11 protein-coding genes are annotated in these 17,382 nt (G+C 59.0%); 5 read left to right on the forward strand and 6 right to left on the reverse strand.

Translation table 11 applies throughout. The annotated features are described in order from the left end of the window. Positions 1-7: 7 nt before the first annotated feature. On the forward strand, positions 8-679 hold the full coding sequence (locus ACIPY9_RS03765; RefSeq protein ID WP_400697118.1) for a polysaccharide lyase family 7 protein: 672 nt from the start codon (positions 8-10) through the stop codon (positions 677-679). Positions 680-751: 72 nt separating this feature from the next. Here ACIPY9_RS03765 and putP read toward each other — a convergent pair whose 3' ends face one another. Further along, the gene (gene putP / locus ACIPY9_RS03770) at positions 752-2,239 is read right to left on the reverse strand and encodes a sodium/proline symporter PutP (RefSeq protein ID WP_400697119.1); all 1,488 of its coding nucleotides are present in this window, start codon (positions 2,237-2,239) and stop codon (positions 752-754) included. Between the two features lie 453 nt (positions 2,240-2,692). On the opposite strand from putP, the gene putA reads away from it, so the two are divergent. Beyond that, positions 2,693-6,646 (forward strand): trifunctional transcriptional regulator/proline dehydrogenase/L-glutamate gamma-semialdehyde dehydrogenase, encoded by a 3,954-nt coding sequence (putA, locus tag ACIPY9_RS03775; RefSeq protein ID WP_400697121.1) that lies wholly within the window; start codon positions 2,693-2,695, stop codon positions 6,644-6,646. Between the two features lie 67 nt (positions 6,647-6,713). Here the strand turns inward: putA and ACIPY9_RS03780 are convergent, their stop codons facing one another. Further along, a complete protein-coding gene (locus tag ACIPY9_RS03780) occupies positions 6,714-7,769 on the reverse strand; it encodes a haloacid dehalogenase-like hydrolase (RefSeq protein ID WP_400697122.1) in 1,056 nt (351 codons plus the stop codon). Between the two features lie 145 nt (positions 7,770-7,914). Continuing rightward, complete coding sequence (locus tag ACIPY9_RS03785; protein ID WP_400697124.1) at positions 7,915-8,427, reverse strand: dihydrofolate reductase; 513 nt, start codon at positions 8,425-8,427, stop codon at positions 7,915-7,917. A 103-nt stretch (positions 8,428-8,530) separates the two neighbouring features. Between ACIPY9_RS03785 and ACIPY9_RS03790 the strand changes: the two genes are divergently transcribed. Together ACIPY9_RS03790 and ACIPY9_RS03795 are read left to right on the forward strand one after the other, a co-directional pair. Then, positions 8,531-9,910 (forward strand): DUF2868 domain-containing protein, encoded by a 1,380-nt coding sequence (locus ACIPY9_RS03790; protein ID WP_400697126.1) that lies wholly within the window; start codon positions 8,531-8,533, stop codon positions 9,908-9,910. After that, a complete protein-coding gene (locus ACIPY9_RS03795) occupies positions 9,903-11,282 on the forward strand; it encodes a GTPase/DUF3482 domain-containing protein (RefSeq protein WP_400697127.1) in 1,380 nt (459 codons plus the stop codon). Before ACIPY9_RS03790 ends, ACIPY9_RS03795 begins: the two co-directional genes overlap by 8 nt. A 93-nt stretch (positions 11,283-11,375) precedes the next feature. On the opposite strand, the gene ACIPY9_RS03800 is transcribed toward ACIPY9_RS03795, so the two are convergent. The 3 genes from ACIPY9_RS03800 to thiI form a co-directional block, all read right to left on the reverse strand. Further along, positions 11,376-11,831, reverse strand: a complete 456-nt coding sequence (locus ACIPY9_RS03800; RefSeq protein WP_400697128.1) for a YkgJ family cysteine cluster protein — start codon at positions 11,829-11,831, stop codon at positions 11,376-11,378. 267 nt (positions 11,832-12,098) lie between these two features. Then, complete coding sequence (gene typA / locus ACIPY9_RS03805; RefSeq protein ID WP_400697129.1) at positions 12,099-13,919, reverse strand: translational GTPase TypA; 1,821 nt, start codon at positions 13,917-13,919, stop codon at positions 12,099-12,101. 140 nt (positions 13,920-14,059) lie between these two features. Beyond that, positions 14,060-15,514 carry a tRNA uracil 4-sulfurtransferase ThiI gene (thiI, locus tag ACIPY9_RS03810; protein WP_400697131.1) on the reverse strand — a complete coding sequence of 485 codons (1,455 nt, stop codon included), beginning with the start codon at positions 15,512-15,514 and terminating at the stop codon, positions 14,060-14,062. Between the two features lie 332 nt (positions 15,515-15,846). Here thiI and glnA point away from each other — a divergent pair, with 332 nt between their 5' ends. Further along, positions 15,847-17,253, forward strand: a complete 1,407-nt coding sequence (glnA, locus tag ACIPY9_RS03815; protein WP_400697132.1) for a glutamate--ammonia ligase — start codon at positions 15,847-15,849, stop codon at positions 17,251-17,253. The last annotated feature ends 129 nt before the right edge of the window (positions 17,254-17,382 follow it).

Raw genomic sequence — 17,382 nt, forward strand, 5'->3', positions numbered from 1 at the left:
GAGCAGAATGATAGATCTTGGATCATGGAATCTCAGTATTCCGGTGGGCTCCCCGCCCAAAACCATCGAAACTGCACAGCTGGTGCAGGGCTATGACGGCAAGTATTTCGAGTCGCACTCGGAATACATTTTCTTTTGGTCACCGGTTACTGGCTCGCGTACGGAAAACGCCAAATACCCTCGCAGCGAACTACGGGAAACCTGGGCCGACGGCACGTTGCACAACTGGCTGTACCCCGATGCAGACAACTTCCTGAATGCGACCCTGGAGGTCAATCAGGTGCCCTCATCCGGCAAGATTGTCATCGGTCAGATACATGCCTATGAAAGCACCGAGCCGATGTTGAAAGTCGAGTATCAGTACAAGACGAAAACCCAGACCGGCAATATCGTGGTGAAAGTCCGCAATCGCTTCGACGATGACGAAAGCAAGGTCATTCAAATCGCGGAAGGCGTGCCGCTCAACGAGAAGTTCAAATACATCATCCACCTCAGCCCCGGCGGAGAACTGAGCGTGAGCACCCGGGATGTGAACTGGAGCACCTCCATCAGTTCAACCTGGAGCACCAAACCGCTGTACTTCAAGGCCGGCGTTTATACCCAGGACAACTCCGGCTACAGCACCGAAGGCGGAAAGGCCACCTTCTATAATCTGGACATCGACCACAACAAGAGCTGATACAAGGCTGTGAAAACAAGAAAGGCCCGGTCTTGTGGGACACGGGCCTTTCTCATTTCAAGGACGCACCGATCAGTGAGAAGCCTTGAACTCTTTTTCAGCGGCCATGAATCGCTCTTGCATGGCAACCGATGGGCCTGCACCGATTCGGCTGAACACAACGATCGCGATACTGGCGAAGATAAAGCCAGGAATGATTTCGTACAGCCCGATGGTGCTGAATTGCTTCCAGAGCACCACCGTCAGCGCACCCACCACCACACCCGCCAGCGCACCATTGCGAGTCATGCCTTTCCACAGCAACGAAATCAGCACGACCGGCCCGAAAGCCGCACCGAAACCGGCCCAGGCATAACTCACCAGCCCCAGCACGCGGTTTTCAGGATTCGAGGCCAGCACAATGGCGATAACGGCAATCAGCAACACCATCGCACGACCGACCCAGACCAGCTCAAACTGTGAAGCGTCCTTGCGCAGATAGGCCTTGTAGAAGTCCTCGGTCAAGGCGCTGGAACACACCAGGAGCTGGCAGCTCAGGGTGCTCATCACCGCAGCCAGAATGGCCGAGAGCAAGACACCGGCGACCCATGGATTAAACAGCAGCTTCGTCAGCTCGATGAACACCCGCTCAGGGTTTTCAGTCACCGGACCGGCCACATCGGGATTCGCCGAGAAATACGCGATCCCGAAAAAGCCTACGGCGACCGCGCCACCCAGGCACAGTGTCATCCAGGTCATGGAAATACGGCGGGCCCTGGCAATCGACTTGACCGAATCGGCCGCCATGAAACGCGCCAGGATGTGAGGCTGGCCGAAGTAACCCAGGCCCCAGGCCAGCAACGAAACGATGCCGATGAATGTGGTGTTCCTGAACATGTCGAACCCGGCCGGATTCTGGGCCTCGATGGCCAGGAATGTCGTGTCGACACCACCGGTCGCCAGCAATACGATGATGGGCGTGAGGATCAACGCAAAGATCATCAATGTGGCCTGGACCGTATCGGTCCAGCTCACGGCCAGGAAGCCACCGACGAAGGTGTAAGCGATGGTCGCGGCAGCCCCGGCCCACAAGGCCGTCTCATAGGACATGCCAAAGGTGCTTTCGAACAGGCGTGCTCCCGCAACAATGCCTGAAGCGCAATAAATCGTGAAGAACACCAGAATCACGACCGCCGAGATGATGCGCAGCAACCCGCTGTTGTCCTCGAAGCGGCTGCTGAAGTAGTCCGGAAGGGTCAATGCATCCCCGTTGTGCTCGGTCTGGACGCGCAACCTGCCGGCCACGAACAGCCAGTTCAGGTAAGCCCCGACGATCAGGCCGATGGCAATCCAGCTTTCCGACAGGCCCGACATATAGATAGCGCCCGGCAGGCCCATCAGCAGCCAGCCGCTCATGTCCGAAGCTCCCGCCGAGAGTGCCGTCACGACACTGCCGAGGCTGCGCCCGCCCAGAATGTAGTCAGATAAGTTATGGGTGGCGCGATAGGCCAGAAGGCCGATCAATACCATTGCCGCGATATAGATCACGAACGTGATCAGGGTTGGATTGTTGAAGCTCATGAGTTCTGCCTTGGCATTGTTTTTATGAAACGTCAGATACCAGGGAAGCCGGCAGCTGAAAACAGCCATCCATGCCTGTGTATCCGACGCAGCGCTGACTGAGATTCCGCAAGGAAGCAGCCACTGAACGACTCGCTAACGGTTGCACCGTGGTTGCGAATCCTATTAAACAAATTGAACAGGGTGCAACCAATTTCACAAACACAGTTGCACCTATTACAAAATGATCATTGCGCCCGAAATTTCGCCCCATTTTGATGCAATACGCCGCGATTTCGCAAAATAAAACGCACCGGAAGCGAGCAACTTCGACAAACATTGGGGTCCTGCAGGAAGAGCCGTTGAAATACCCTTCAAAAAACAGGTTGCACCCGGTTGCACCTAGGCATAAGCACAGCTAATCTGCGCCAAAGCCGATGCCACGCCCACAGTGGCGATAATGAGGACAATCACATGGCAACCACCACTCTGGGCGTCAAGCTGGACGACCCGACCCGCGAGCGATTGAAAGCAGCCGCCCAGTCCATCGACCGTACTCCGCACTGGTTGATCAAGCAGGCCATTTTCAATTACCTGGAAAAGCTGGAGAGTGGTGCAACCCTGCTGGAACTCAATGGCCAGGGTAGCAAGGACGGTGACGACAGCGGCGAGCTACCAGCCGACACGGGCTATCAGAGCTTTCTGGAATTTGCCGAAAGCATTCTCCCGCAATCGGTCCTGCGTGCCGCTATCACGGCTGCCTACCGCCGCCCGGAACCGGAAGTCGTTCCCATGCTGCTGGAGCAGGCGCGTCTGACAGCCCCCATGGCCGAAGCCACCCACAAGCTGGCTGCGTCCATCGCCGAAAAACTGCGCAATCAGAAAAGTGCCAGCGGTCGTGCCGGTATCGTTCAGGGGCTGTTGCAGGAGTTTTCCCTGTCGTCCCAGGAAGGCGTCGCACTGATGTGCCTGGCCGAAGCGCTGTTGCGTATTCCCGACAAGGGCACCCGCGACGCACTGATCCGCGACAAGATCAGCAACGGCAACTGGCAGCCTCATCTGGGCAACAGCCCGTCATTGTTCGTCAATGCCGCCACCTGGGGTCTGCTGTTGACCGGCAAGCTGGTGGCCACCCATAACGAAGCAGGCCTGAGCTCTTCCCTGAGCCGCATCATCGGCAAGAGTGGAGAACCCATGATCCGCAAAGGCGTGGACATGGCCATGCGCCTGATGGGCGAGCAGTTCGTGACCGGCGAAACCATCGGTGAAGCCCTGGCCAACGCCAGCCGCTTCGAAGCCAAAGGCTTCCGCTACTCCTATGACATGCTGGGCGAGGCCGCCCTGACCGAGCACGATGCACAGAAGTATCTGGCGTCCTACGAGCAGGCTATCCACTCCATCGGCAAGGCGTCCCATGGCCGTGGCATTTATGAAGGCCCGGGCATTTCCATCAAGCTGTCGGCCCTGCACCCACGTTACAGCCGGGCGCAATATGAGCGCGTGATGGAAGAACTGTACCCGCGCCTGCTGTCGCTGACCCTGCTGGCCAAGCAATACGATATCGGCCTGAATATCGACGCCGAAGAAGCCGATCGCCTGGAGCTGTCGCTGGACCTGCTCGAGCGCCTGTGCTTCGAGCCACAACTGACCGGCTGGAACGGTATCGGTTTCGTGATTCAGGCGTACCAGAAGCGCTGCCCTTACGTGATCGACTACGTGATCGATCTGGCACGTCGCAGCCGTCATCGCCTGATGATTCGTCTGGTCAAAGGCGCGTACTGGGACAGCGAAATCAAGCGCGCCCAGGTCGAAGGCCTGGAAGGCTATCCGGTCTATACCCGCAAGGTGTACACCGATGTGTCCTATATCGCCTGCGCCCGTAAACTACTGGCAGCACCGGAAGTCATCTATCCACAGTTCGCCACCCACAACGCCCACACACTGGCGGCCATCTATCACATTGCCGGTCAGAACTATTACCCCGGCCAGTACGAATTCCAGTGCCTCCACGGCATGGGTGAACCGCTTTACGAGCAAGTGGTGGGCAAGGTTGCCGAGGGCAAGCTGAACCGTCCGTGCCGCGTCTATGCACCGGTCGGCACCCATGAAACGCTGCTGGCCTATCTGGTCCGTCGTCTGCTGGAAAACGGTGCCAACACCTCGTTCGTCAACCGCATCGCCGACCAGTCGGTCTCGATTCAGGAGCTGGTGGCCGACCCGGTCAGCAGCATCGAGCGCATGGCCACGCAGGAAGGCAGCCTTGGCCTGCCGCACCCGCGCATTCCCCTGCCACGCGACCTGTATGGTCCGGAGCGCGCCAACTCCAGCGGCATCGACATGGCCAACGAACACCGCCTGGCCTCGCTGTCGTCGGCCTTGCTGGCCACTGCACACAACGACTGGCGAGCCGCCCCTCTGCTGGGTTGCCCGGCCAGCGAAGGCCTCTCGATTGCGACCCTGAACCCGTCCGATCAACGGGACGTGGTCGGCCATGTTCAGGAAGCCAGCCTTGAAGACGTCGATAACGCCATTCAGTGCGCCCTGATTTCAGGGCCGATCTGGCAGGCGACACCCCCTGCCGAACGCGCCGCCATTCTCGAACGCGCCGCCGACCTGATGGAAAACGAAATCCAGCCACTGATGGGCCTGCTGGTCCGTGAAGCGGGCAAGACGTTCCTCAACGCCATTGCCGAAGTGCGCGAGGCGGTCGACTTCCTGCGCTACTACGCCACGCAGGCCCGTCACGACTTCAGCAACGATACGCACCGCCCGCTCGGGCCAGTGGTCTGCATCAGTCCGTGGAACTTCCCTCTGGCGATTTTCACGGGGCAGGCTGCCGCCGCGCTGGCTGCCGGTAACCCGGTATTGGCCAAGCCCGCCGAACAGACCCCGTTGATCGCGGCACAGGCCGTGCGCCTGCTGCTCGAAGCGGGTATCCCGGAAGGCGCCTTGCAACTGCTGCCCGGCCGTGGCGAAACCATCGGTGCACGACTGGTCGGCGACGAGCGCGTCAAAGGCGTGATGTTCACCGGCTCCACCGAAGTCGCCCGCCTGCTGCAACGCAACATCGCCGGACGTCTCGACGCTCAGGGCCGACCGATCCCGCTGATCGCCGAAACCGGTGGCCAGAATGCTCTGATCGTCGACTCCTCGGCACTGACCGAGCAGGTGGTGATCGACATCCTGTCCTCGGCGTTCGACAGCGCAGGCCAGCGCTGCTCGGCACTGCGCGTGCTGTGCCTGCAGGAAGACTCGGCCGATCGCGTGATCGAAATGCTCAAGGGGGCCATGGCAGAAAACCGTCTGGGCAACCCGGAGCACCTGTCCGTGGACATCGGTCCGGTGATCGACGCAGAGGCCAAGGCCGGGATCGAAAAACACATCCAGGGCATGCGCGACAAGGGCCGCACGGTCTATCAGGTGGCTATTGCCAACAGTGCAGACCTCAAGCGTGGCACCTACGTGATGCCGACGCTGATCGAACTGGAAAGCTTCGATGAACTGCAACGGGAAATCTTCGGACCGGTGCTGCATGTGGTTCGCTACAAGCGCAAGGAACTGGGCCAGCTCATCGATCAGATCAATGCTTCCGGCTATGGCCTGACGCTGGGCGTGCACACCCGCATCGACGAGACGATTGCCAAGGTCATCGATAACGTCAACGCCGGTAACATCTACGTCAACCGCAACATTGTCGGTGCCGTGGTCGGCGTACAGCCATTCGGCGGTGAAGGCCTGTCCGGTACCGGCCCCAAAGCTGGCGGACCACTGTATCTGTATCGCCTGCTGTCCACCCGCCCACAGGATGCCATCGGCCAATCCCTGGAGCGTGGCGACAGGCTGATTGCTCCCGATACCCGCCTGCGCGAGACGCTGAGCAAGCCACTGCTGGCCTTGAAAGCCTGGGCGACCAGCAATCAGCAACCGGCGCTGGACGAGCTGTGCAGCCAGTTTGCCGAACAGTCGCAAAGCGGTATCACCCGCCTGCTGACCGGCCCGACCGGTGAGCGCAACAGCTATAGCATCCTGCCTCGCGAACATGTGCTGTGTCTGGCCGACGATGAAGCCGACCTGCTCACTCAACTGGCTGCGGTGCTGGCCGTCGGCAGCACGGCCATCTGGCCGGAAACCGGGACCAGCAAACCGCTGCGCGCCCGCCTGCCGAAAGAGGTTCAGGCACGCATCAAGCTGGTGGCGGACTGGAACAAGGACGACGTGTCGATCGATGCCGTACTGCACCACGGCGATTCGGACCAGTTGCGCGCAGTCTGCGAACAAGTGGCACAGCGCTCCGGTGCCATCGTGGGCGTCAACGGTCTGTCCCACGGCGAAACCAACGTGGCGCTGGAACGCCTGGTGATCGAACGCGCCGTGAGCGTGAACACTGCGGCAGCTGGCGGTAACGCGAGCCTGATGACCATCGGTTGATGCAATGCATCTTCGCGGCCGGGGCCCTCCATGAGAGGCACCCTGGCCGCGCAAGGAGCAACGATGGTTACTGAATGTCTTCCGGCTTGACGATCACCCAGTTCTTGTCAGCCGTCACAGGCAAACCTTCTTTGGCCTGCGCTTCGGCATTGGCTTTCATCATGCCGTCCAACTGCTTCATGTACTTGTCCTTGCGGTTGATCCACAGGTGTACGCCGCCTTTATTGACGTCCACACCGTGGAACAGCATGTAGCCATCGCTGGTGGGCGTGTCGCCCGCGACCAGAACCGGTTTTTTCCATTGATCGATGTAGGTCAGGATTGCGGCATGCTTGCCTGCCATCCAGGTGGCTGGCGTCCACAGGTATGGTGTCAGCTCAAGGTCGAGGTTGCTCTTCTCGTCATATTTGCCCGCAGTGATCTGCTTGCGGGCCGTCGTCAGCTCGCCGCTCTTTCTGTCCTTGAGCAGCATGGTCACGCCGATGACGTTCTGTGGTTTGACGTTGTAACCGTACTTGGGATCGGAAGCGACCATCCGTACCAGCTCTTCGGAAGCGGCGGTCATCACGTAGACCTCGATGCCGTTTTCCATCAGCTTGTTGAACAGCTCTTTCTGGCCGGTAAAGACCCGTGGCGGCTCGACGTCGAGCTTCTTGACCACATCGCCATCGTAGTAGGTCGCCGGGATTGTCTTGCCCGACGCCATCAACTCGTCGACGTAACCTTTCAGTTCCTTGAGCGTGAAGCCCGAGAAGACTTGCGCCACCCAGGGGTAGCAGACCATGTCATCCAGCTCGCAGAGGCGGTAGTAGTAACTGAACAGGCTTTCCTTGTGCCCGGCGGTGTCCTTGAACGGGATCAGCTTCAGAGAAGGGTCCAGTTTCTCCCGCGTGATCAGGCCTTTGTTTTCCATGTACGGCAACAGCGACTCTTCAAGGTCGAAGCGGTAGCTGGTGTTATCCATGTCAAAGACGGCGTAGTTACCCTTGTTGGCGTTGGCCGCAATCATGGCGTCCAGGGCCTTTGCCGCCGGCTCGGGCCAGTGCTTCAGCTCTGTGGAAAAAGCCTGACCGGCAAGGCCCAGGCACAATGCGGCAGCCAACAGTTTGGGTGTGAACTTCATCAATGGTTTCCCCCGAAAAATGTATGGGGTCGACCGTAACAAAATGATGTGACGCTTATCGCGCGTCAGCGACCCCGCATGTTCTGAGGGCGTCACGTCCACAATGGTTCGCGACAAGGTGATTTAATTGCGACCTTTTCACGACTCAGCGCCGCTCCCAGACCTCGAAGTGATAAGCAGGCTTTTCATCAACGGCAGCGTTTTCAACCGTCGATGTCAGCGCCCATTGCGCCGTGTCGAACTCCGGGAACCACGCATCGCCTTCGGGGCTCAGCTCCACACGGGTCAGGTAAAGGCGATCCGCCTGCGCCAGGCCCTGGGCATATAGCTGCGCGCCGCCAATCAGCATCACCTCGTCAACGCCCTGCTCCTGCGCCCACTGCTCGGCACGGACCACGGCAGCCTCAAGGGAGGGGAAGACTTCTGCGCCTTCAAGCTGCAGATCCGTCTGGCGGCTGACCACCAGATTCAGGCGACCGGGCAACGGGCGGCCCAGCGAATCCCAGGTCTTGCGCCCCATGATGATCGGCTTGCCGAGGGTCGTGGCCTTGAAATATTTGAAATCCCCCGGCAAATGCCAGGGCATGGAATTGTCGACGCCGATCACCCGGTTTTCACCGAGGGCGGCAATCAGGCTGAGAGGGAGATGTTTTTTCATGGACGCGAGAATAACAGAGCAAAGGAACTGATAGACACCGAGAAGGCCCTAAGCATCACCGCAACGGTTATGCTTCCCGCTGAACTCATCGAAGAGACGCTGTGTGACTGCTCTGACCCCACTCGACACCCTTTGGCTGACCGAAGCTGTACGTCTGCGAGAAGTACAGGCCGGTCTTCTTGACGATCAGGAAGCCAATCGCCGCGCCCGCGCCTCGGCAGGCGACTTGAGCAGCCGGATCAAGCAGCGTGCCTTGTGGCTGGCCGAGCGTGACGGCATGGTGAGTGCCTTGCATCACTGGAAACAGGGCGCGCGCCTGGCACTGATCGTTCTGGCAATCATGGCCATGGTCAGCGGTGCAGGCCTGGCCTTCGCTGCGCTGGGCAACGGACAGGCACCGGTCAATGTGTTCTGGGCACTGGGCAGCCTGCTCGGGCTGAATCTGGTGCTCCTGATGAGCTGGGCATTGGGACTGGTCTTCACCGGACGCAGCACGTCCGGCCTTGGGCGACTCTGGCTATGGGCCAGTGAAAGACTCGCACGTGACGCTCAGGCCGCCCAGCTGGCTCCCGCACTGATTCTGTTGCTACAACGCCAGCGGCTCAATCGTTGGGTGCTGGGCCTGCTGGTCAACGGGCTGTGGCTGACAGCCTTGCTCAGTGCATTGGTCCTGACGTTGATGCTGATGGCCACGCGGCGTTACGGTTTTGTCTGGGAAACCACCATTCTGGGCAGCGAAACCTTCGTCAATCTGACCCAGACACTCGGCATCATTCCGGCTCTGCTGGGTTTCAGCACGCCCGACGAACTGATGATCCGCGCCAGTGGTAATGGCGTCCTGAGTCTGGAAAACGCTCGTCAGGCCTGGGCCTCCTGGCTGGTGGGCGTCTTGCTGGTGTTTGGCATCATGCCGCGTCTGTTGCTGGCGCTGCTCTGTCTGTGGCGCTGGCAACAAGGCCGTGCTGCCTTGAAGCTGGACCTGGAGCTTCCCGACTACGTTGAGTTGCGAGAGCGTCTGATGCCCAGCAGTGAACGTCTGGGCATCAACGATGCCGCGCCACCGCAACTCCATCAGGTTCACGCCAATGCGGGCGCCGCAAACAGTCACGGCGCCGTGCTGGTTGCCATTGAACTGGACAACCAGCATCCCTGGCCTCCACAACTTCCCGCCGACGTGATTGACGCAGGCGTGCTCGACAGCCGGGAATCGCGGCAAAAGCTGCTGGAGCAATTGACCCACTCTCCGCCTGCCCGACTGCTCATAGCCTGCGACCCACGTCGCTCGCCGGATCGCGGCAGTCTGGCATTGATCAGCGAACTGGCCCGCTGTGCTGGCATCACACGCCTCTGGCTGCTGCCCGCCCCTGCCGGTCAGACACTGGACCCGGAACGCCTCAATGACTGGCACACAGCCCTGCAACAACTGCAACTGACCTGGGGTGACCGTTCACTGCTGAACTGGCTGGAGACAGGCCATGACTGAACTCAGGCTTCGCGCACTCAAGCTGGCAGTCGTCGGCCACACCAACGTCGGCAAAACCTCACTGCTGCGCACACTGACCCGTGATGTGGGTTTCGGCGAAGTCTCGCACCGCCCCAGCACGACCCGGCATGTGGAAGGCGCACGTCTGTCGGTCGACGGCCAGGCCCTGCTTGAGCTGTACGACACGCCCGGTCTGGAAGACGCCATCGCCCTGCTCGACTATCTGGAACGTCTGGATCGCCCCGGCGAACGTCTCGACGGCCCGGCACGTCTTGCCCGCTTTCTGGACAGCAGCGAAGCCCGTCAGCGCTTTGAACAGGAAGCCAAGGTACTGCGTCAGTTGCTCGACTCGGACGCCGGTCTGTACGTGATCGATGCCCGCGAGCCGATACTGTCCAAATACCGCGACGAATTGGCGGTATTGGCAAGCTGTGGCAAGCCTTTGCTGCCGGTGCTGAATTTCGTCAACGATCCTCAGCAGCGCGAACCGGAATGGCGCGAAGCCCTGTCGCGCCTGGGCCTGCACGCCCTGGTGCGCTTCGACAGCGTGGCGCCGCCGGAAGATGGCGAACGCCGCTTGTATGAAAGCCTCGCCTTGCTGCTGGAAAGCGCCCGCCCACAGCTCGAACGCTTGATTCAGGATCAGCAGGCACAACGGCAGGCACGACGCCACAGCGCTGCACGGTTGATTGCAGAAATGCTCATCGATTGCGCAGCCTGTCGACGCAGCGTGGAGACCAGTGCCCAGCAGGAACATCAGGCCATAGAAGAACTGCGCAAGGTCATTCGCCAGCGCGAGCAAAAGTGTGTCGAAGCGCTGCTCAAGCTGTATGCCTTTCGCGTACAGGATGCCTCGGCGTCCGACCTGCCCTTGCTGGATGGCCGCTGGGGCGACGACCTGTTCAACCCCGAAACCCTCAAGCAGCTGGGTGTGCGAGTAGGCGGAGGCGTGGCCGCGGGCGCTGCGGCCGGTGCAGGTGTCGACTTGCTGGTGGGCGGAATCACGCTGGGGGCCGCCGCACTGGTCGGCGCGATTGCCGGTGGCGCCCTGCAAACAGCACGCAGTTATGGTGGACGATTGCTGGGCAAGCTCAAGGGCCAACGGGAGCTGACCGTGGACGATGCCGTGCTGCGCCTGCTCGCGCTCAGGCAGCAACACCTGTTGCAGGCTCTGGACGCCAGAGGCCACGCCGCCATGAACAGCATTGAAGTGAACGCACCACAAGACAAGAACTGGCGCGAGGGCAAGCTTCCGGACGCCCTGCACAAAGCCCGCGCCCATCCCCAATGGTCATCGCTCAACCCCGGCGCAAAACTGAATCAGGCCGAACGCCAGGAGCAGATCGAACACCTGGCCCACACCAGACTGTAGGAGCGAATTCATTCGCGAAGAAGCCGGTACATCCGCAAGAGATGTATCGTCGGGATGTTTTTCGCGAACGAATTCGCTCCTACGTGCAGTGGATCAGAACTTCAGCGGCACTCGCCCTGAATTCTGGTTCAGCGCACTGCTGCTGTTACGCTCCACAGCCTTGGGCTTGTACGCGCAATAGCCTGGGCGCGGGCCGATTTTCGGGTGATTGCGACAGGTGTCCGGACGCTTGTCATAGATGGTGCACAGGCGGCTCTTGCGATCCAGATACAGGCAGTCGTTATTGCTCATGCGCTGAAGGGTGAAGATCCCGGACTTCTGGTTGAAGCGTTCGACAATCCCTTCCTTCTGCAAACGCTTGGCGATGTTCTTGGCGGGCTCGCCCTGCTCGAACTCATCGACGATGCCAATGCGGATCAGGTCCTTGATCTTCACTTCGACCGGCAAGGTACAGCAGCTGGAAATGCAGCCACCGCACATGTGGCTGGAGTATTTGGCCCAGGTATCGAGACGGTCGATTTCTGCGGCTGCGATCAAGGTGGATTTCATTTTTCTTCAGGCTTCCGGGTGTATCGGGCGCGCGATCATACCGGGGGTTACCGGTTTAGCGTAGGCAAAAATGCGCAAGGCGACTGCCGGTGTAGCACCCCGGCCCCGCAGGAGCGAATTCATTCGCGAAAACGGCATTTCAAACGACCTGTATCTGCCGGATGTACTGGCCCTTCGCGAATGAATTCGCTCCTACGCGGAGGCATAAAAAAACGCCCCCGGCCTTTCGACCGGGGGCGTTTTGTTTTCAGCCTGTTAACCGATTACTCAGTTCTTGGCTTTCTTGGCAGCGCGGGTACGCTCGCCTTCGTCGAGGATCTTCTTGCGCAGACGGATCGACTTCGGCGTCACTTCGCACAGCTCGTCGTCCTGGATGAATTCCAGAGCCTGTTCCAGAGTGAAGCGAACTGGCGGAACCAGAGCAATGGTTTCGTCCTTGCCCGAAGCACGCATGTTGTCGAGCTTCTTGCCTTTGGTCGGGTTCACGCCCAGGTCGTTGTCACGGCTGTTCAGACCGATGATCTGACCGTTGTAGATGTCCTGACCGTGCTCGATGAACAGTTTGCCGCGAGCCTGCAGGGTTTCCAGGGAGTAGGTCAGAGCCTTGCCGGTTTCGACCGAAACCAGTACGCCGTTCTGACGACCGGACATGTGGCCGGACTTCATGGTGTCGTAGCGATCGAAGATCGAGGTCAGGATGCCTGCACCGTTGGTCAGGGTCAGGAACTGGTTACGGAAACCGATCAGACCACGCGCTGGAATGTTGTATTCCAGACGTACACGGCCCTTGCCATCCGGCGCCATGTTGGTCAGGTCGCCTTTACGCAGACCCATTTCTTCCATGACCTTGCCCTGGGATTCTTCAGGGATGTCGATGGTGACGTTTTCAAACGGTTCCTGCTTGGCACCGTTGACTTCGCGGATGATTACTTCAGGACGGCCTACAGCCATCTCGAAGCCTTCGCGACGCATGGTTTCGATCAGAACCGAGAGGTGCAGCTCACCACGGCCGGAAACCTTGAACTTGTCAGCGGAGTCGCCTTCTTCAACGCGCAGTGCAACGTTGTACAGCAGTTCCTTGTCCAGACGTTCCTTGATGTTACGGCTGGTGACGAACTTGCCTTCTTTACCGCAGAAAGGCGAGTCGTTGACCTGGAAGGTCATGGAAACGGTTGGCTCGTCGACGGTCAGAGGCTTCATCGCTTCAACGTTCTGTGGGTCGCACAGGGTGTCGGAGATGAACAGCTCTTCGAAGCCGCTGATGCAGACGATGTCGCCGGCAGTCGCTTCTTCAACGTCGATACGGTGCAGACCGTGGTGACCCATCAGCTTGAGGATACGGCCATTGCGCTTCTTGCCTTCGGTGTCGATGGCGACAACCGGAGTGTTCGGCTTGACGCGACCGCGAGCGATACGGCCAACACCGATGATGCCCAGGAAGCTGTTGTAGTCCAGAGCGGAGATCTGCATCTGGAAAGGACCGTCGATGTCAACGGCAGGAGCCGGTACGTGGTCAACGATAGCCTGGTACAGCGGGCTCATGTCTTCCGCCATGTCGGTGTGATCCAGACCGGCAATACCGTTCAGGGCCGACGCGTAGACGACTTTGAAGTCCAGCTGTTCGTCGGTGGCACCCAGGTTGTCGAACAGGTCGAAGATCTGGTCCAGAACCCAGTCAGGACGTGCGCCCGGACGGTCAACCTTGTTGATGACGACGATTGGCTTCAGACCGGCTTCGAACGCCTTCTTGGTCACGAAGCGGGTTTGCGGCATAGGGCCGTCTTGAGCGTCGACCAGCAGCAGAACGGAGTCGACCATCGACATCACACGCTCTACTTCACCGCCGAAGTCGGCGTGGCCCGGGGTGTCCACGATGTTGATGCGGTACTCGCCCCAACGGATCGCGGTGTTCTTGGCCAGAATGGTAATACCGCGCTCTTTTTCCTGGTCATTGGAGTCCATGACGCGCTCGTCGTTGAGCTCGTTACGCTCCAGAGTGCCGGACTGACGCAGCAGTTTGTCTACCAGGGTCGTTTTACCATGGTCAACGTGAGCAATGATGGCGATGTTACGTAGATTTTCGATCACTTGTGTATCTCGATCAGAGGATTCGGTCAGCTGACTGGTTTCAGGCAGCAATTAACATGGAGTCGGCAAAAGCCGTTACGGCTTGACGACTGCTGTCGGGGGGCCGGTGACGCAAGCCACAGGCAAACAGCCCCGGGCACTTAGCTCGGTCGATATACGCGCACATTGGCATGCCCCTCACTGAGCAAATGATGAGCATGCAGGCGACTCATGACGCCTTTGTCGCAATACAACAGGTACTGGCGCGTGTTATCCAGCTCCTTGAAACGGCTGTTCAATGCATAGAACGGCAACGTCTGTATCTCGATGCCTGGAACTTGCAGCGGCTGGTCTTCCTGAGCATCCGGGTGGCGGATGTCGATGATGACCTGCCCTGCCAGCGCCTGGCTGACTTCCTCGATTTCAACGCTCTGGCTCAGGTCATCGATCACCCGATCGATGGTCACCAGCCTGGCGCGCTCGAGCGCTCGCTCGAGAATCGCCATGTCGAACTGTTGCTCTTCGTACTCAACGCGGTTGCGCTTGGCGTTGGTCTTGGGGTTGACCGAAATCACCCCGCAATATTCAGGCATGTGTCGGGCGAAGTCGGCGGTGCCGATTTCCGTCGCCTGATCGACGATGTCCTGCTTGTGGCTCGCGATCAAAGGTCGCAACACCAGTTTCTCGGTAGCCGAGTCGATCACCGAGAGATTCGGCAGTGTCTGGCTGGACACCTGCGAAATCGCTTCCCCGGTCACCAGCACATCGATGTCGAGACGGTCGGCAACAGATGAGGCAGCGCGTAACATCATACGCTTCAAAACTACACCCATATGACTGTTATCGACTTTCTGCAGAATTTCTCCCAGAACTTCCTCGAAAGGCACGCTGACGAACAGCACGCGCTGGGAACTGCCGTACTTCTTCCAGATGAAGTGGGCGACTTCCATCACGCCCAGCTCATGGGCACGACCGCCCAGATTGAAGAAGCAGAAGTGTGCCATGAGGCCGCGACGCATGATCTGATAAGCGGCAACGGTGGAGTCGAAACCACCGGACATCAGCACCAGTGTCTGCTCCAGAGCACCCAGCGGATAACCGCCCAGGCCCTGATGCTGGTCATGAATGACGAACAGGCGCTGGTCGCGGATTTCCATGCGCACCACGAGCTCGGGCTTGCGCAGTTCGATTCCGGCGGCGCCGCACTGCATGCGCAGTTTGCTGCCGACGTACTTCTCGACGTCCATGGAGCTGAAGTCGTGTCGACCTGCGCGCTTGCAGCGCACGGAAAACATCTTGCCGGGCAGCAGATCGCCATAATGCATCCGGCACTTGGCAACGATGTCGTCCATGTCGCCCAGCGGGTATTCAGCCACCTGCAGAAAGTTGGCAATGCCCGGCATGCAGCTCAGGCGCTCGGTGATGCCCTGCAGGATTTTCGGATCGGTCAGCCTTGTTTCGACCTCAAGGTTATCCCATACGCCACCCACGACAATGTCCGCGTCCAGATCCCTGAGCACGATACGAATGTTCTTGGCCAGCTGGCGGATGAACTTCTTGCGCACCGGCGGGCTTTTGATGGTGATTTCGGGAAAAACTTTAACGATTAGTTTCATGGAAACAGTGCGTGAGGTGCCGGCCGAAAAAGGGGGGCGCGGATTATAGCGGAAATTGCTCAAGGTTTAACCAGTTATCGCACTACCAATCATCAGCGCACCAAAAACGATCCTCGCATCATTTTAAAGCACCATAAAGGTGCGCGTTTTTAGCCTCAATCCGCTTTTCGCACCCGAAAAGCCTGCATTTCAGGCAAAAAACCCAACTCAGGGCACTGGCATGCAAATTGCTCCCTTGTGAGGCAGGTTGCCTTGGCAGAGTATCTGCGCCGGCATCACCCAAATTTAAGGGGCCAAAACTATAACCAGGCCCTAGCCACCCGGAGGACACCATGTCGAAGTCGGTTCAACTCATCAAAGATCATGACGTTAAATGGATTGATCTGCGCTTCACGGACACCAAAGGCAAGCAGCAGCACGTGACCATGCCAGCTCGCGATGCGCTGGATGATGACTTCTTTGAAGTCGGCAAGATGTTCGACGGTTCCTCCATTGCTGGCTGGAAAGGCATCGAAGCTTCCGACATGATCCTGCTGCCGGACGATGAAACCGCCGTTCTCGACCCGTTCACCGAAGAGCCTACCCTGATCCTGGTCTGCGACATCATCGAGCCGTCGACCATGCAAGGCTACGATCGCGACCCACGCGCCATCGCCCACCGCGCCGAGGAATACCTGAAGTCCACCGGTATCGGTGACACCGTATTCGTAGGTCCGGAGCCAGAATTCTTCGTCTTCGACGAAGTGAAATTCAAGTCCGACATCTCCGGCTCCATGTTCAAGATCTTCTCCGAACAGGCTTCCTGGATGACCGACGGCGACGTCGAAGGCGGCAACAAGGGCCACCGTCCTGGCGTCAAGGGTGGTTACTTCCCGGTTCCACCGGTCGACCACGACCACGAAATCCGCACCGCAATGTGCAACGCTCTGGAAGAAATGGGCCAGGTCGTGGAAGTTCACCACCACGAAGTGGCAACTGCCGGCCAGAACGAAATCGGCGTGAAATTCAACACGCTGGTTAAAAAGGCTGACGAAGTTCAGACCCTGAAATACTGCGTACACAACGTTGCCGACGCTTACGGCCGCACCGCTACCTTCATGCCGAAGCCTCTGTACGGCGACAACGGTTCGGGTATGCACGTCCACATGTCCATCGCCAAAGAAGGCAAGAACACCTTCGCAGGCGAAGGCTATGCCGGTCTGTCCGACACCGCTCTGTACTTCATCGGCGGTATCATCAAGCACGGTAAGGCACTGAACGGCTTCACCAACCCGTCGACCAACTCCTACAAGCGTCTGGTCCCAGGCTTCGAAGCTCCAGTGATGCTGGCCTACTCGGCTCGTAACCGTTCCGCTTCCATCCGTATTCCTTACGTCTCCAGCCCACGTGGCCGTCGTATCGAAGCACGCTTCCCGGATCCGGCAGCCAACCCGTACCTGGCATTCGCTGCCCTGTTGATGGCTGGCCTGGACGGCATCCAGAACAAGATCCACCCTGGCGATGCAGCTGACAAGAACCTGTATGACCTGCCGCCTGAAGAGGCCAAAGAGATCCCACAAGTTTGCGGCAGCCTGAAAGAAGCCCTGGAAGAGCTGGACAAAGGTCGTGCGTTCCTGACCAAAGGCGGCGTTTTCAGCGACGACTTCATCGACGCTTACATCGAGCTGAAAAGCGAAGAAGAAATCAAGGTTCGCACCTTCGTACACCCACTGGAATACGAGCTGTACTACAGCTGCTGATCCAGTAGCGCCAGCATTGATGGCGTCAATGAGGCCTCCTTCGGGAGGCCTTTTTCATGTCCGCGTTTTTTACGGACTGGTAATAAATACTTAGCGCCTTACAGCCCGACTTTTTTGGAATTCTCGTGT

This window comes from Pseudomonas sp. NPDC089734, assembly GCF_044748865.1.
Lineage (GTDB): Bacteria > Pseudomonadota > Gammaproteobacteria > Pseudomonadales > Pseudomonadaceae > Aquipseudomonas.

Excerpts from the sequence above, each read along its gene's own strand:
- ACIPY9_RS03800 (WP_400697128.1), bottom strand. The coding sequence starts at position 11,831 with ATGAAATCCACCTTGATCGCAGCCGCAGAAATCGACCGTCTCGATACC.
- putP (WP_400697119.1), bottom strand. The coding sequence starts at position 2,239 with ATGAGCTTCAACAATCCAACCCTGATCACGTTCGTGATCTATATCGCG.
- putA (WP_400697121.1), top strand. The coding sequence starts at position 2,693 with ATGGCAACCACCACTCTGGGCGTCAAGCTGGACGACCCGACCCGCGAG.
- ACIPY9_RS03780 (WP_400697122.1), bottom strand. The coding sequence starts at position 7,769 with ATGAAGTTCACACCCAAACTGTTGGCTGCCGCATTGTGCCTGGGCCTT.
- ACIPY9_RS03765 (WP_400697118.1), top strand. The coding sequence starts at position 8 with ATGATAGATCTTGGATCATGGAATCTCAGTATTCCGGTGGGCTCCCCG.
- ACIPY9_RS03785 (WP_400697124.1), bottom strand. The coding sequence starts at position 8,427 with ATGAAAAAACATCTCCCTCTCAGCCTGATTGCCGCCCTCGGTGAAAAC.
- ACIPY9_RS03795 (WP_400697127.1), top strand. The coding sequence starts at position 9,903 with ATGACTGAACTCAGGCTTCGCGCACTCAAGCTGGCAGTCGTCGGCCAC.
- glnA (WP_400697132.1), top strand. The coding sequence starts at position 15,847 with ATGTCGAAGTCGGTTCAACTCATCAAAGATCATGACGTTAAATGGATT.
- thiI (WP_400697131.1), bottom strand. The coding sequence starts at position 15,514 with ATGAAACTAATCGTTAAAGTTTTTCCCGAAATCACCATCAAAAGCCCG.